A 14,585-nucleotide genomic window follows, 5' to 3' on the forward strand; every position below is an offset into this window, starting at 1 on the left:
CCGAGGTCAGTGGCAGGTCATGGCGCCGGGGCCGACCCGGTCGGCCGGGGCCTTCCGGGGGACGCTCTCCTCGGGGCCCCGGTGTTCCTTCGCGCTCCGGTTCCGGGCCGGCCACCACGGGCGGTCGGCCCGTTCGGTCGGGAGGGCGATCTCGGCCCACACCCATTTCCCCGCGCGCTTGCGGATCACTCCGTGGGCGAGGGCGAGTTCGGCGATGAGCAGGATGCCGCGGCCGGACTCGGAGTCCCGGTCGGGGCGGCCGGCCACCGGGACGGTGGGGGAAGTGTCGTAGACCTCGATGACGGCCCGGTGGTGCAGCGGGTCGGCGTGCACGCCGACGGTGACGACCGGGCCGGTCGCGTGGCGGACGGCGTTGCCGAGCAGTTCGGAGGTGACCAGATCGACGGTCAGCCGGGTGTCCTCGTCCAGGGGCGTGCCGCCCCAGGCGGTGATGAGCGCGCGGACCCGGCGGCGTCCGGCGGCGACGGTGGCGGGCTCGCGGGGCAGTGAGAACCATCGACGGTGCACGGACATGGCGGGCTCCTCACGCGGTTTCGTTCGATGAACGCTGGTGGAACGCCCACGAACGGGAGACTCGGCAGCCGATATGAGGGTATGTCAGAATGCAGCATCTCTAGACAAGCTGAAATCTCTAGAGATGTCAATGCATCGGGGGGCGCACCGTGCGTAGGATGTCTAGAGAAGGGAAGGAAGCCCGCCGCCATGACCAGTCACCCCCGCGCCACCCAGCCCAAGTACCAGCGGATCGCCGAGGACCTCAAGCGCGACATCGACTCAGGCCGCTACCGACCGGGTGACCGGCTGCCGGGCGAGAACGATCTGATGGTGACGTACGGCGTGGCCCGGATGACGGCCCGCCAGGCGCTCGGCGTGCTGCAGACCGAGGGGATCGCGGAGGCCCGCAAGGGGGTGGGGGTCTTCGTCCGGGAGTTCCGGCCGATAAGGCGCCGTGGCATCCAGCGGCTCTCCGACCGGAACTGGGGCGACGGCTTCTCGGTCTGGTCCACCGACATAGCGGCCCGCGAACTGACGGTGGACCAGCTGACCGTCACCGAACGCGAGGTGCCGGAGCAGATCGCCGCCGTCCTCGGCCTGAAGCCGGGCGAGTCGGCCTGCGTGCGCAGCCGCCGCTTCGTTCTGGACGGCAAGCCGGTGCTGCTCTCCGAGTCCTACCTGCCGGCCGCGCTGGTGGCGGGCAGCCGGATCACCGACCCGGACACCGGCCCCGGCGGCACCTACGCCCGGCTCGCCGAACTCGGCCACAAGCCGGTGCACTTCCAGGAGCAGATCCGCTCCCGGATGCCGGCCGGCAGCGAGGCCGAGCGGCTCGCCCTCGCCCCCGGCACGCCGGTCTTCCTGGTGAACCGCACCGCCTTCGCCGAGGACGGCCAGGTGGTGGAGTTCAACGAGATGGTGCTCGACTCGGCCTCGTACATCCTCGAATACGACTTCGACGCCTGACCGTCCACAGCCGGCGGGCGCGCTTGTCCACAGGCCTGTGGACAAGGCCGCCATCCGCGACTCCGGCGGAAGTCGATCCCGGGCAAGCGCGACGAGGGGCTGTCGAGCAGCCGTGACGTCGGGCGCGCCAGTGTGTGGACGGGCGTACGGCGGTGCGGGTGCCGGGGTTCAGCGGCAGGCCCGCCCCGATCGCCGCCGCGACCCTCGGCGTGGTGCCCGGCGCTCGGGCGGGCCGGGCGCGCCGTCCGAGGTCAGCTCTCGTATTCGGCGATCACGGTGGCCCGGGCCAGCGCGTGGAAGCCGAGGGTGCCGCTGATCGCCGCCGCCGAGGTGTCCGCGTCCAGGCCGATCGAGTCGACGCCCAGCGCGTGCACGGTGAAGACGTACCGGTGCGGGCCGTGTCCGGGCGGCGGGGCCGCCCCGCCGAAGTCCCGGGTGCCGTAGTCGTTGCGGCCGTGCACCGCACCCGCCGGCAGGCCGGGGAACTCGCCGCTGCCCGCGCCGGAAGCCAACTCGGTGACGTCCACCGGGAGGTCGAACAGCAGCCAGTGCCACCAGCCGGAGCCGGTCGGCGCGTCCGGGTCGAAGCAGGTCACCGCGAAGCTCTTGGTCTCCGCCGGGAACCCGGACCAGCTGAGCTGCGGGGAGCGGTTCCCGCCCTGGTGGACCTGCTCCTCGCCGAGCCGGCCCCCGTCCGTCACCTCCTCGCTGACCAGCGTGAACGTCGGGACGGGGCGCAGGAAGGTGTGCGGCAGCGGCGGCCGGTCGGGTGCGGTCATGGGTGTCTCCCCGTGGTGGTGCGTCGATGGATGCCCCGCGACCTTAGTGGGCCGACGTCCGTTCGCCAAGATCCCTTCTGCGGGCGGCGGCCGATCGCCCATCGGGCCGGCAGGTTCGAAACTCGCTTGCACCGCAACGGGATTGGCGCCGGATCGTCGCCCTCGGTGCCGGTGGCCGTGTCGGCCGTGCTGGCGGGACGCGCCCGGGCGGGCCGCCTCGACCGAGGTCAGGCGGGCCGGGGGCGGTGGGTGGTGGCGATGGCGGAGAGGTCGTGTTCGGCGAGGGCGGGGTCGGCGAGGAGGGCGGTGCGGGCGGCTTCGAAGAGCGGGCCGCCACTGGCCAGGGTCAGATCCTTCGCGGCGAGGCGGATCGGGAAGTCGGCCTCGGTGCTCCCGGCTCGGGCCATGACGCCGGACAGCGGGCCGGCGGACAGTGCGCGTCGGGCCAACTCCTCGGGTACGCCCGGCTGTTCGGCGACAGAAAGCGCCTCGCCCACGACGGCCACCGAGGTGACGACCGCGCCGATCACCACCAGCTTGAGTGCTGAACCCGCGCCGGGGCCGCCGCAGCGGAGCATCCGCCCGAAGCGTTCCAGGACCGGCTGGGCCCGGTCCAGGTCCGCGTCCTCGCCGCTCGCGTACACCACCAGGTCGCCGGTCGCGGCGGGGCCGACGCTGCCCAGCACGGGCGCGTCCACCATCCCGACACCGTCCGGAAGTTGGGCGCGGAGCCCGGCCACCGCCTGCGGGCCGATCGAGGACATCTCGATCCACAGGGTGCCGGGTTCCAGCGCCGGGAGGAACTGCTCCGCGACCTCGGCCACCGCCGTCGGGTCGGACAGCATGGTGACGACCACCCCGGCGCCGCGGACAGGCCTCCGTCGGGGTCGCGGCCTCGGTGAGGCCCCCGGCCCGACCCGGCGTGCGGTTCCACACCGTCAACTCGCCTGCCGCGCCCGCGAGTCGGCGGGCCATCGGGAGGCCCATCCGGCCGAGTCCGAGAAAGGCTGTGCGCTCCGTGATCTCCATGGCCGCAACGCCAGGGACGGCTCGGACAGGCGAGAAGCGAATGTCTCGCATGGTAGCCATGCCCCATGGACATGGCTTGGCTCGAAGTCTTCCGCACCGCCGCCCGGCTCGGCTCGTTCACGGCGGCGGGGGAGCAGCTGGGGTTCACCCAGTCCGCGATATCCCGCCAAATCTCCACGCTGGAGGCCGAGTTCGGCGTCCCGCTGTTCGACCGACTGGCCCGAGGGGTGCGGCTCACCGAGCACGGGCAGGCCCTGCTGCCGCACGCCGAGGCGATGCTCGGCCGACTGGACGGTACCCGCCGCGAGCTCGCCGCGCTGACCCAACTCGCCGCCGGACACCTGCGGTTGGGCGCGTTCGACAGCGCCAACGCGGCGCTCGTCCCGGCCGCGCTGGCCGCGTTCCGGGCCGCCCACCCGGGCATCGCGCTGACCCTCACCGAGGGGCTGTCCGTCCAGCTGCTGGAGCTGCTCGCGGAGGGCGCGATCGATCTCGCGGTGGTCGCCGCGTACCCGCAACACCCGTACGACGCCGAGCAGTTCGAGCTGCACCGGATCGCCGACGACCCGGTGCTGGTGGCCCTGCCGCGCGGGCACCGGCTGGCCCGGCGCCGCCGCCTGCGGCTGGCCGACCTCGCCGAGGAGCCGTGGATCGCCGCCGGCCGCCGCATCGAGACCACCCTGCTCGCCGCCTGCGCCCGCAGCGGCTTCCAGCCCCGGGTCGAGTACGAGGTGGCCGGTTGGACGGCGAAACTCGGCCTGGTGGCAGCCGGGTTGGGCATCACCCTGATCCCGTCCCTGGCCGCCCGCGCGGCCCGCCCGGACCTCGTCCTGGTCCCGCTGCATCCGGACGACACCCCGGTCCGCCACGTCCACGCCGCCACCCGCCGAGGCCGCCGGCCCGCACCCGCGGTCACGGCCTTCCTGCCACACCTGCGCGCGGCCACGACCACCCCGCCGGGGTGAGGTCCGACCGGGGCGGCCCGTTCTCCACCCACGGGCCGGGTGCTCTCCGCACGGGGCACCCACAGCAGCGGCTGAACGGACCGGACGTACACGGCCGCACCGTCCTCCCACGGGAAGCGGCCCGCCCGGTCCGGCCGGAACAGCTGCGCCACCGGCCACGGCGGCCGCTGCTGGAAGTCGATGAGATCCGCTTCGCCCGGCAGCGCGACGGCGGCTGGGCGGTGTGCGAGATCAGCAACCTGTCCACCGGCCACTGGCCGAGCGAAGCGCCCCACCAGTGCGTGCCGTCGTGCCGGCCGCCGACCTGGCGAGCTGTCAGGGCCAGACCAGGCAGTACAGCTGGTGCCCCGCCTCGTGCAGGCGGGAGGCGAAGTCCTGCCACTCGTGCAGCATCTGGTAGATGACGAAGGCGTCCCGCGGGCCGCGGCGGTCGGGGACGGTGGACCAGATGAAGGCGGCGGCGCCGAGCTCGGGTTCGTCGGCCTTGCGGAGCGGTTCGACGACGGTGTGCGGGAGTTGGACCACCGCGTAGTCGGGGTGCAGCACCACCAGTTCGAGCGGCGGGACGTGGTGCAGCGGGACGCCCTGAATGCCCGTGAGGACCATCGCGCTCATCGTCTCGGGCTTGATCTTGGTGGAGAGGTGGCCGTTGCCGGAGCCGCTGGTCTCCATCAGGTCGCCGAGCCGGCCGAGGGCGCCGAGCTCGCCGGCGTCGAGGCCGAGGCCGCCGGGGCCGAGGGCGGTGGGGACTCTGGCGGCGGTGGCGCGGTCCGGTGCGCCGAAGTACTTGTAGGTGACCCCCACTCTGCCCTCGCCCCTCCTTCCCCTGCCCGCTTCCGTACCCCCGCCGGTCTCGTCCGGCCTGCGGGTGCGCTCCGCGGCCTCGTCGAAACCGTCCTGCCTCTCGGACACTCGGACCATCCTCACCGGAACTCGCCGGAATCGACAGACCCCCGCATGTCCGACTTTCCCTCCGGACATGCCCCTTACCCGTCTGCTGGCGCGCTACACGAGCGCGCGCTACTCGACCTTACCTTCGCCACAGGCAGTGAGGGGAGCAGCACACGGATCATCGTTCCAGATGATCGGGCCCGACATGCAGAACGCAAAGACACGATTTGAGACCATGTTCGGGTAAGAGAGGCTCCAGGCCACCCCGCGGACCCAACGGATGAGCGAGCAGATGAGCTACCCGTACGAAGCACCCCAGTCCCAGTCGCTGTTCGAGCGCGCCTTGGCGGTCACCCCCGGCGGCGTCAACTCGCCGGTGCGGGCCTTCCGCGCGGTCGGCGGCACGCCCCGGTTCATGGTGTCGGGCAGCGGCCCGTACCTGACCGACGCCGATGGCCGCGAGTACGTGGACCTGGTGTGTTCCTGGGGCCCGATGCTGCTGGGCCACTCGCACCCGGCGGTGATCGAGGCGGTGCAGCAGGCGGTCTCCCGCGGCACCTCGTTCGGCACGCCCGGTCAGGGCGAGGTCGAGCTCGGCGAGGAGATCGTCGCCCGGATCGCCCCGGTCGAGCAGGTCCGCCTGGTGTCCAGCGGCACCGAGGCGACCATGTCGGCGATCCGGCTGGCCCGCGGCTTCACGGGCCGTGCCAAGGTGGTCAAGTTCGCGGGCTGCTACCACGGTCACGTGGACGCGCTGCTGGCCGCCGCCGGTTCCGGCGTCGCCACCTTCGGCCTGCCGGACACCCCGGGCGTCACCGGCGCGCAGGCCGGCGACACCATCGTGCTGCCGTACAACGACCTGGAGGCGGTGCGGGCCGCGTTCGCCGCGCACCCCGGCGAGATCGCCTGCGTGATCACCGAGGCCTCGCCCGGCAACATGGGCGTCGTGCCGCCGCTGCCCGGCTTCAACGGGGGCCTGGCCGAACTGTGCCGGGAGAACGGCGCGTTGTTCATCTCCGACGAGGTGATGACCGGCTTCCGCGTCTCCAAGGCCGGCTGGTACGGGCTGGAGGCCGCCCGCGAGGGCTGGGCGCCGGACCTGATGACCTTCGGCAAGGTGATGGGCGGCGGCTTCCCGGCCGCGGCGTTCGGCGGCCGCGCCGACGTGATGGCGCACCTCGCCCCGGCCGGCCCGGTCTACCAGGCGGGCACCCTGTCCGGTAACCCGATCGCCACCGCCGCCGGCCTGGCCCAGTTGCGGAACTGCACCGACGAGGTCTACGTCACCGTCGACAAGGTCGCCGCCGAGGTGTCCGGCCTGGTCGCCGAGGCGCTGACGAAGGAGGGCGTGGCGCACCGCCTGCAGACCGCGGGCAACATGTTCTCGGTCTTCTTCACCGACCAGCAGGTCACCAACTACGACGAGGCCCGCCGCCAGCAGGCGTTCCGCTTCAACGGTTTCTTCCACTCGATGCTGAGTCAGGGCGTCTACCTGCCGCCGTCGGCGTTCGAGTCCTGGTTCGTCTCGGCCGCGCACGACGCCCGCGCGATCGAGCGGATCGCCGCCGCCCTGCCCGCCGCCGCCCGTGCCGCCGCCGAGGCCACCGAGGAGTCGAAGTGAGTGACAAGGACATCACCGTCGTCCATGTGATGCGGCACGGCGAGGTGCACAACCCGGAGGGCGTGCTGTACGGCCGGCTGCCGGGCTATCACCTCTCCGAGCTGGGGCGGCAGATGGCCGAGCGGGTGGCCGACCACCTGAAGGACCGTGACATCACCCACGTGGTGGCCTCCCCGCTGGAGCGCGCCCAGGAGACCGCCGAGCCGATCGCCAAGGCGCACGGCCTGACCGTCGCGGCCGACCCGCGGCTGATCGAGGCGGAGAACATCTTCGAGGGCAAGACCTTCGGCGTCGGTGACGGCTCGTTGCGCAACCCGGGGTACTGGAAGTACCTGACCAACCCGTTCAAGCCGTCCTGGGGCGAGCCGTACATCGACCAGGTGGTGCGGATGATGGGCGCGATCGCCGGTGCCCGGGACGCCGCCCGCGGGCACGAGGCGGTGTGCGTCAGCCACCAGCTGCCGATCTGGATCCTGCGCTCGTTCGCCGAGCGCCGCCGGCTGTGGCACGACCCGCGCCGCCGGCAGTGCTCGCTGGCCTCGTTGACCAGCTTCACCTACGAGGGTGACCGGATCGTCTCGATCGGCTACCGCGAGCCGGCCCGCGATCTGCTGCCGGCCCACCTGGTGGGCAAGGGCAAGAAGGGCGACAAGCCGGTCGGGAAGAGCTTCGGGGCGTAGCTCACACCGGTGGTACGCAGGTAAGCCTGGCCTGCCTGAAAAATGCCCGAATTAAGACGATCATAAGTGAAGTCTTCGCAGGTCAGCGGGGGTCCGGCCAGCAACGCCGGACCCCCCTAAAACGGGCCGAAGAGCCATGCGAAACTTTTCACATGTCTTGGACGTCCAGCCGCCGCACCCGCTTCACCGCCGCCCTCGGCGCGGCCACCGCACTGGCCCTCGCCGGGTGTTCCAGCTCCGGCTCCGGCGGGGACGGCTCGGTGGGCTTCATCACCGGCAAGGGCGGCATCGACACCGCCGCCGCCGGCCACCGGGTGGACGCCCCGGACATCACCGGCACCGGGCTGGACGGCACCGGCACGCTCAAGCTCTCCGACTACCGCGGCAAGGTGGTCGTCCTCAACATCTGGGGCTCCTGGTGCAGCCCCTGCCGGGCCGAGGCCAAGGGCCTGCAGCAGAGCTCCGAGAAGTACGGCGACCAGGTGCAGTTCCTCGGCATCAACACCCGGGACACCGACCCCGCCAACGCGATCGCGTTCGAGAAGAACTTCGGGGTGACCTACCCGAGCATCTACGACCCGGACGGCACCCAGATCCTCAAGTTCCCCAAGGGCAGCCTCAACCCGCAGTCCATCCCGACCACCATCGTGATCGACAAGGACGGCAAGCTGGCCGCCCGCGCCATGCGCGCGATGTCCACCGAGGACCTCGACAAGATGATCGAGCCGGTCCTCGCGGAGTCCAAGTGAGCGCCGCCCTGGCGGCTGCCGGGGTCGGCTACAACGAGACCGTGGGCAGCGGCGCCCTGCTGCTCGCCCTGCCGATCGCGCTGGCCGCCGGCCTGCTCTCGTTCTTCTCACCGTGCGTGCTGCCACTGGTGCCCGGCTACCTCAGCTACGTCACCGGCTTCTCCGCCGCCGACCTCTCCGACGCCCGCGGCGCCCGCCGCGGGCGGATGCTGGCCGGCTCGCTGCTGTTCGTGCTCGGCTTCGCGGTGGTGTTCGTCTCCACCGGCCTGCTGTTCGGCTCCTTCGGCCAGACGCTGCAGGAGCACAAGCGGGTCATCTCGATCGTGATGGGCTCGCTCACGGTGCTGATGGGCCTGGCCTTCATGGGCCTGCTGCCCGGCTTCACCATGCGCGAGCTGCGCTCGCACCGCCGTCCCGCGGTCGGCCTGGCCGGCGCCCCGCTGCTCGGCGTGGTGTTCGGCCTGGGCTGGACGCCGTGCATCGGCCCGACCATGGGGGCCATCCAGTCGCTGGCGTTCAACCAGGCCAGCGCCGGGCGCGGCGCGCTGTTGATGGCCGTTTACTGCCTCGGCCTCGGCGTACCGTTCGTCCTGGCCGCGCTGGCCTTCCGCAAGGCGCTGGGTGCCTTCGGCTGGGTCAAGCGGCACTACCAGTGGGTGATGCGGATCGGCGGCGGCATGCTCGTCGCCGTCGGCCTGGCCCTGGTGACGGGGGCGTGGGACGCGCTGGTCAACCAGCTCCAGTACCTCACCCAGAACTTCTCGATCGGAATCTGACCCGTGAGCGACACCAAGACCAGCCCCCAGCCGGCCGATGCCGCGGACCCGGACGCCGCCGACATCGACGTCGAGCGCCTCAGCACCGCGCCCGAGGACAGTGACGCCCCGGTCGGGATGGGCATCCTCGGCTGGGGGCGCTGGTTCTGGCGGCAGCTCACCTCGATGCGGGTCGCCCTGCTGCTGCTGTTCCTGCTGTCGCTGGCGGCCATCCCCGGCTCGCTGGTCCCGCAGGAGGGCCCCGACACGATGAAGCTCGTGGCGTGGAAGGAGGCCCACAAGGGCATCACGCCGCTGTTCGAGAAGCTCCAGGTCTTCCACGTCTACAGCTCGGTCTGGTTCTCGGCGATCTACATCCTGCTGTTCGTCTCGCTGGCCGGCTGCATCGTCCCGCGTACCTGGCAGTTCATCGGCGTGCTGCGCGCGCAGCCCCCGGCGGCCCCGCGCAACCTGACCCGGATGCCGGTCTACGCGGCCTGGCACAGCGACGCCGACCCGGACGCCGTGCACGCCGCCGCCCACGCGCTGCTGAAGAAGCGCGGCTTCCGGGCGGTCGTCGGCAACGGCTCGGTCGCCGCCGAGAAGGGCTACCTGCGCGAGGTCGGCAACCTGCTGTTCCACTTCTCACTGTTCGCGCTGCTGATCGGCGTCGCCTGGGCCGGCGTGGCCTCCGGCTCCGCCAGCAAGCTGGTGCTGGAGGGCCAGGGCTACTCCAACACCACCACCCAGATCGACGACTTCTACGGCTCGCGCTTCTACGGCGTCAACGACCTGGACAAGTTCGGCTTCAAGCTGGACGGCTTCACCGCCCGCTACCAGGAGAGCGGCCCGCAGACCGGTACGGCCCGGCAGTTCACCGCGAACGTCCGCTACTGGACCGGCGACGACGCGACCAAGCTGAAGAAGTCCACCATCGAGGTCAACCACCCGCTGGAGATCGGCGGCTCCAAGGTCTACCTGATCGGCCACGGCTACGCCCCGGTGGTGACGGTCAGGAACGCCAAGAAGGAGATCGTCTACCGCGGCCCGACGCCGTTCCTGCCGATCGACGCCAACATGACCTCGCGGGGCGTGGTCAAGGTCAACGACTACGGCACCGACGCCGACGGCAACAAGACTCAGCTGGCCTTCCAGGGCTTCTTCCTGCCCACCGCGCCGGAGAACTTCAACGTGACCGGCCCGCGGTCGATGTTCCCGGCCGCCGCCGACCCGATGCTGGTGATCAACGCCTACGCCGGCGACCTGCGCACCGACAGCGGCCTGCCGCAGAACGTGTACCAGCTGGACGACAAGGCGATGACCCAGCTGAAGGTGGACGGCAACATCGCCAAGGTCCGTCTCAAGGTCGGCCAGGAATGGGAGCTGCCCGACAACTACGGGACCATCAGCTTCGACGGCTACCAGCAGTGGGCGACGTTCACCATCTCGCACCATCCCGGCAACTCCGTCGCGCTGGTCGGCGCGGTCGCCGCGATCCTCGGTCTGGTCGGCTCGCTGTTCGTCCAGCGCCGCCGGATCTGGGTCCGGGCCGTCACCGGCGCCGACGGCCGCACCCTCGTGGAGGTGGCGGGCCTGGGCCGCAGCGAGTCCGCCCGCACCGCCGAGGAGCTCGCCGAGCTCGCCGTCGAGCTGCAGGGCGACGCCCCGGCGGTCGAAGAGCCCTCCGACGACGACGCCGACGACGACGCCGACGACGACGCCGACGATGCTGACGACGACGCACCGACTGCGGCCGACTCCCCGGCCGCAGCCGCCCCCACCGCCCCGGAAACCAAGGAGTAGACGGTGCTGCTCGCGCAGGTCAACCACCAGTTGGCCGATATCTCCAACAACCTGGTCTATTCGGCGATGGCCGTCTACACCCTGGCCATGTTCGCTCAAATGTTCGAGTGGACCTTCGGCGCCAAGGGCGGCGTCGCCGTCCGCTCCCGGCAGCAGGCCACCCTCGGGGAGTCGGTCAGCGACTCCGCCGAGGCGGCCAAGGGCGTGCGCAAGGTCAGCGTCACGGTGGCCTCGCAGGGCGGCGGTACCGCCACCCTGACCCGGACCGCGCTGGCCGACGCCGGCGCCACCACGGTGACCAGCGGCCGCGGCGACGACACCCCGGCCGACGGCCTCGGCCCGGCCGGCAGCAGCGAGAAGGCCGACGTGGCCGGCCGGATCGCCGTCTCGCTGACCGTACTCGGCATGCTGCTGCACACCGGCGGCGTCATCACCCGCGGCCTGTCGGTGATGCGCTGGCCGTGGGGCAACATGTACGAGTTCTCCGTCGCCTTCGCGCTGATGATGGTCGGCTCGTACGTCGTGCTGCTGGCCACCAAGAAGAACGTGCGCTGGCTCGGCCTGCCCGTGGTGATCGCGGTCCTGCTGATCCTCGGCGTCGCCGTCAGCGTGCTGTACACCGAGTCCGAGCAGCTCGTCCCGGCGCTGCACTCCTACTGGCTGGGCATCCACGTCTCCACCGCGACGGTGTGCGGCGGTGCCTTCTTCGCGGCGTTCGTCGCGACCGGCACCTACCTGATCAAGGACCGCTACGAGCACCGGGTCGCGGCCGGCCTGACCGTCCGGGCGGCCAACTTCATGGACCGCCTGCCCGCGGCGGGCACCCTGGACAAGCTGTCCTACCGGATCAACGCCCTGGTCTTCCCGCTGTGGACGTTCACCATCATCGCGGGCGCGATCTGGGCCGAGGCGGCCTGGGGCAAGTACTGGGAGTGGGACCCGAAGGAGACCTGGTCGTTCATCACCTGGGTCGCCTACGCCGCCTACCTGCACGCCCGGGCCACCGCCGGCTGGCGCGGACGCAAGGCCGCCTACCTGGCCCTGCTCGCCTTCGCCTGCTGGCTGTTCAACTTCTACGGCGTCAACATCTTCGTCACCGGCAAGCACTCGTACGCCGGTATCTGACGCCCCGTCGCACTGGCGCCATCCACCCCCCGAACCACCCCAGAGATCCACAAAGCCGCGAGGAGGGCCGCACCATGGAGTGCGACGAGGTCATCATGACCGTCCGAATCACCGCAGCGGAACGCACGCTGCTGCGACGGCTCGCCCAGGGCCACCACAGCGACGTCTCCGAGGTCGTCGCCGACGGCCTGCTGGACGTCCTGCCCACGCTGCACTGCCCGGCGGACGCCCACCGGCTGCTCGCCGCGCTCGCCACCCCGGCGCCCTGCGCGCTCACGGTGTGGCTGCCGACCGAGCTCGCCGATCTGCTCACCATCGCCACCGCGCGGATCGCCCACTCCACCGGCGTCCGCCTCGGCTCGTCCTGCATCATGCTCGGGGCCGCGGTGCGGCTCTGGCTGGCCCAGGACCCGCAGCGGCTGGCGGCCAACCTCACCACCATGCACGCCGGGCGCCCCGCGGCGCTGGCAGCGGCGTAGCAGCAGCACAAACGCGAGGGGCTCCGGAGGCAGTGCCTCCGGAGCCCCTCGCGTTTCTCACGCGGCCTGCTGCCAGCTGACCGGGGAGAAGTACGCCGGGCGGCGCTCGATCCGGGACCAGGTGGCGATCGGCTCGACGACGTGGGTGGCGGCGGCGGCCGCCGAGGCCTGCGCGGCGCGGGCGGCCAGCACGGCGGTCAGGGCGGCGAGCTCCTCGGCGGACAGCGAGCCCCGGACGATACGGACGAGAGGTTCGTTCATGGTTCCTGTTTCTCCCCCAGGCTGGCGGCTGAACGGTGGCGGCGGGCGCGTCGCACCGGTTACATCGGCGGGTTGCCGTGCTTGCGGCTCGGCAGGTCGGCGTGCTTGGTGCGGAGCATGGCCAGCGAGGAGGCCAGCACGGCCCGGGTCTCGGCGGGGTCGATGACGTCGTCGACGAGGCCGCGTTCGGCCGCGTAGTACGGGTGCATCAGCTCGCTCTTGTACTCCTTGATCTTCTGCGCGCGCATCGCATCGGGGTCGTCGGCCCCGTTGATGTCACGGCGGAAGATCACGTTGGCCGCGCCCTCGGCGCCCATCACGGCGATCTCGTTGGTCGGCCAGGCGAAGGACAGGTCCGCGCCGATCGAGCGGGAGTCCATCACGATGTACGCGCCGCCGTAGGCCTTGCGCAGGATCAGCTGGATCCGCGGCACGGTGGCGTTGCAGTACGCGTACAGCAGCTTCGCGCCGTGCCGGATGATGCCGTCGTGCTCCTGGTCCACGCCGGGCAGGAAGCCGGGCACGTCCAGCATGGTCACCAGCGGGATGTTGAACGCGTCGCACATCTGCACGAAGCGCGCGGACTTCTCGGAGGCGTTGATGTCCAGCACGCCGGCCAGCGACTGCGGCTGGTTGGCGATGATGCCGACCACGTGGCCGTCCACCCGGGCCAGCGCGCAGATCACGTTGGTCGCCCAGCGCTCGTGGACCTCCAGGTACTCGCCGTGGTCGACGATCTCCTCGATCACCTTGCGCATGTCGTACGGGCGGTTGCCGTCGGCCGGGACGAGGTCCAGCAACGACTCGTTGCGGCGCTCCACCGGGTCGTCGTTGGCGACGGCGGGCGGCATCTCGCGATTGTTCTGCGGCAGCAGCGAGAGCAGGTAGCGGACCTCTTCGATGCAGGACTGCTCGTCGTCGTAGACGAAGTGCGAGACACCGGAGACCGAGGAGTGGACGTCGGCGCCGCCGAGGCCGTTCTGGCTGATCTTCTCGCCGGTGACGGCCTGGACGACATCCGGGCCGGTGATGAACATCTGCGAGGTCTCGCGGACCATGAACACGAAGTCGGTCAGCGCGGGGGAGTACGCGGCGCCACCGGCGCACGGGCCGAGCATCACGGAGATCTGCGGGATCACGCCGGAGGCGCGGGTGTTGCGCTGGAAGATGCCGCCGTAGCCGGCCAGCGCGGTGACACCCTCCTGGATGCGGGCGCCGGCGCCGTCGTTCAGCGAGACCAGCGGGGCACCGGCCGCGATGGCCATGTCCATGATCTTGTGGATCTTCTGCGCGTGGGCCTCGCCCAGCGCGCCGCCGAAGATCCGGAAGTCGTGGGCGTAGGTGAAGACGGTGCGGCCGTGGACGGTGCCCCAGCCGACGATCACGCCGTCGGTGTGCGGCTTCTTCGCCTCCAGGCCGAAACCCTGCGCCCGGTGCCGGCGCAGCGGCTCGACCTCGCGGAAGGAGCCCTCGTCCAGCAGCAGCTCGATCCGCTCGCGGGCGGTCAGCTTGCCCTTGGCGTGCTGCGCCTCGGTGGCCTTCTCGCTCGGGCCCCGGCGGACCTGCTCGCGCAGCTCGTGAAGTTCGGTGACCCGGCTACGGGCGTCGGCCGGAGCCTCGCCGCCGACCGGCGCGTCGTGCAGGACCGTCATCTCGAACCTCTCCAGGGTCACGTGAGCCAGCGAACACCTCTTCTGCTACGACAGTACGAGCCAGTGCGCCCGCGTTTCGGCGTCGGTTCCGTACAAGGTCGGGGGCCGATCGCTGTAGAGGGCGCACAGAAGGGGGTGCGCGGGCCTACCGCCGGGTCACTCCGGGAGGGTGCTCGGGGCTGTCTCCACCGGTGTCTCCGGAACCGGTGAATTGGCAGGTCAGCGGCAAGATGGAGGGCATACGAAGGCCGCCGGAACGAGGCCCCCCGAAAGGGGCGCGCGAAGGTCGGCGGCCGGGTGGAGCGGAACTGGAG

The 14,585-nt window shown here is 71.5% G+C and carries 15 protein-coding genes and 1 pseudogene; 9 read left to right on the forward strand and 7 right to left on the reverse strand.

Going from position 1 to position 14,585, the window contains the following annotated elements; translation table 11 throughout:
* Positions 1-6: 6 nt before the first annotated feature.
* A complete protein-coding gene (locus tag ACFV18_RS18445; RefSeq protein ID WP_380484370.1) occupies positions 7-534 on the reverse strand; it encodes an ATP-binding protein in 528 nt (175 codons plus the stop codon).
* Between the two features lie 189 nt (positions 535-723).
* Between ACFV18_RS18445 and ACFV18_RS18450 the strand changes: the two genes are divergently transcribed.
* Entirely contained in the window at positions 724-1,482 is a 759-nt protein-coding gene (locus tag ACFV18_RS18450) for a GntR family transcriptional regulator (RefSeq protein WP_380484372.1), read from the forward strand.
* A gap of 251 nt (positions 1,483-1,733) precedes the next feature.
* On the opposite strand, the gene ACFV18_RS18455 is transcribed toward ACFV18_RS18450, so the two are convergent.
* From ACFV18_RS18455 to ACFV18_RS18465, 3 genes and pseudogenes are all read right to left on the reverse strand, one after another.
* Positions 1,734-2,261, reverse strand: coding sequence for a YbhB/YbcL family Raf kinase inhibitor-like protein (locus ACFV18_RS18455; RefSeq protein ID WP_380484496.1), 528 nt, complete (start codon positions 2,259-2,261; stop codon positions 1,734-1,736).
* A 227-nt stretch (positions 2,262-2,488) separates the two neighbouring features.
* On the reverse strand, positions 2,489-3,106 hold the full coding sequence (locus ACFV18_RS18460) for an NAD(P)-dependent oxidoreductase (protein WP_380484374.1): 618 nt from the start codon (positions 3,104-3,106) through the stop codon (positions 2,489-2,491).
* 100 nt (positions 3,107-3,206) lie between these two features.
* Positions 3,207-3,350: pseudogene (locus ACFV18_RS18465) on the reverse strand (hypothetical protein); the annotation flags it as partial.
* Between the two features lie 5 nt (positions 3,351-3,355).
* Here ACFV18_RS18465 and ACFV18_RS18470 point away from each other — a divergent pair.
* Positions 3,356-4,255: a LysR family transcriptional regulator gene (locus ACFV18_RS18470; RefSeq protein WP_380484376.1), complete on the forward strand. Its 900-nt coding sequence runs from the start codon at positions 3,356-3,358 to the stop codon at positions 4,253-4,255.
* Between the two features lie 315 nt (positions 4,256-4,570).
* Here the strand turns inward: ACFV18_RS18470 and ACFV18_RS18475 are convergent, their stop codons facing one another.
* The gene (locus tag ACFV18_RS18475; RefSeq protein ID WP_380484377.1) at positions 4,571-5,059 is read right to left on the reverse strand and encodes a hypothetical protein; all 489 of its coding nucleotides are present in this window, start codon (positions 5,057-5,059) and stop codon (positions 4,571-4,573) included.
* Positions 5,060-5,426: 367 nt separating this feature from the next.
* Between ACFV18_RS18475 and hemL the strand changes: the two genes are divergently transcribed.
* From hemL to ACFV18_RS18510, 7 genes are all read left to right on the forward strand, one after another.
* Positions 5,427-6,767, forward strand: coding sequence for a glutamate-1-semialdehyde 2,1-aminomutase (hemL, locus tag ACFV18_RS18480; protein WP_380484379.1), 1,341 nt, complete (start codon positions 5,427-5,429; stop codon positions 6,765-6,767).
* Positions 6,768-6,796: 29 nt separating this feature from the next.
* Entirely contained in the window at positions 6,797-7,447 is a 651-nt protein-coding gene (locus ACFV18_RS18485; protein WP_380484498.1) for a histidine phosphatase family protein, read from the forward strand.
* Between the two features lie 152 nt (positions 7,448-7,599).
* Complete coding sequence (locus ACFV18_RS18490; RefSeq protein ID WP_380484381.1) at positions 7,600-8,196, forward strand: TlpA family protein disulfide reductase; 597 nt, start codon at positions 7,600-7,602, stop codon at positions 8,194-8,196.
* The gene (locus ACFV18_RS18495; protein ID WP_380484383.1) at positions 8,193-8,972 is read left to right on the forward strand and encodes a cytochrome c biogenesis CcdA family protein; all 780 of its coding nucleotides are present in this window, start codon (positions 8,193-8,195) and stop codon (positions 8,970-8,972) included. The genes ACFV18_RS18490 and ACFV18_RS18495 overlap by 4 nt, the downstream gene beginning before the upstream one ends.
* Before the next feature lie 3 nt (positions 8,973-8,975).
* Positions 8,976-10,754 carry a cytochrome c biogenesis protein ResB gene (locus ACFV18_RS18500; protein ID WP_380484385.1) on the forward strand — a complete coding sequence of 593 codons (1,779 nt, stop codon included), beginning with the start codon at positions 8,976-8,978 and terminating at the stop codon, positions 10,752-10,754.
* 3 nt (positions 10,755-10,757) lie between these two features.
* A complete protein-coding gene (gene ccsB / locus ACFV18_RS18505; RefSeq protein ID WP_380484387.1) occupies positions 10,758-11,879 on the forward strand; it encodes a c-type cytochrome biogenesis protein CcsB in 1,122 nt (373 codons plus the stop codon).
* A gap of 74 nt (positions 11,880-11,953) precedes the next feature.
* Complete coding sequence (locus tag ACFV18_RS18510; protein WP_380484389.1) at positions 11,954-12,358, forward strand: hypothetical protein; 405 nt, start codon at positions 11,954-11,956, stop codon at positions 12,356-12,358.
* A gap of 57 nt (positions 12,359-12,415) precedes the next feature.
* Here the strand turns inward: ACFV18_RS18510 and ACFV18_RS18515 are convergent, their stop codons facing one another.
* Positions 12,416-12,619, reverse strand: coding sequence for an acyl-CoA carboxylase epsilon subunit (locus tag ACFV18_RS18515; RefSeq protein WP_380484391.1), 204 nt, complete (start codon positions 12,617-12,619; stop codon positions 12,416-12,418).
* A gap of 59 nt (positions 12,620-12,678) precedes the next feature.
* Positions 12,679-14,271: an acyl-CoA carboxylase subunit beta gene (locus ACFV18_RS18520; RefSeq protein WP_380484500.1), complete on the reverse strand. Its 1,593-nt coding sequence runs from the start codon at positions 14,269-14,271 to the stop codon at positions 12,679-12,681.
* Positions 14,272-14,585: the final 314 nt, after the last annotated feature.

This window comes from Kitasatospora sp. NPDC059673, assembly GCF_042734215.1.
In the GTDB taxonomy this organism is placed as follows: domain Bacteria; phylum Actinomycetota; class Actinomycetes; order Streptomycetales; family Streptomycetaceae; genus Kitasatospora.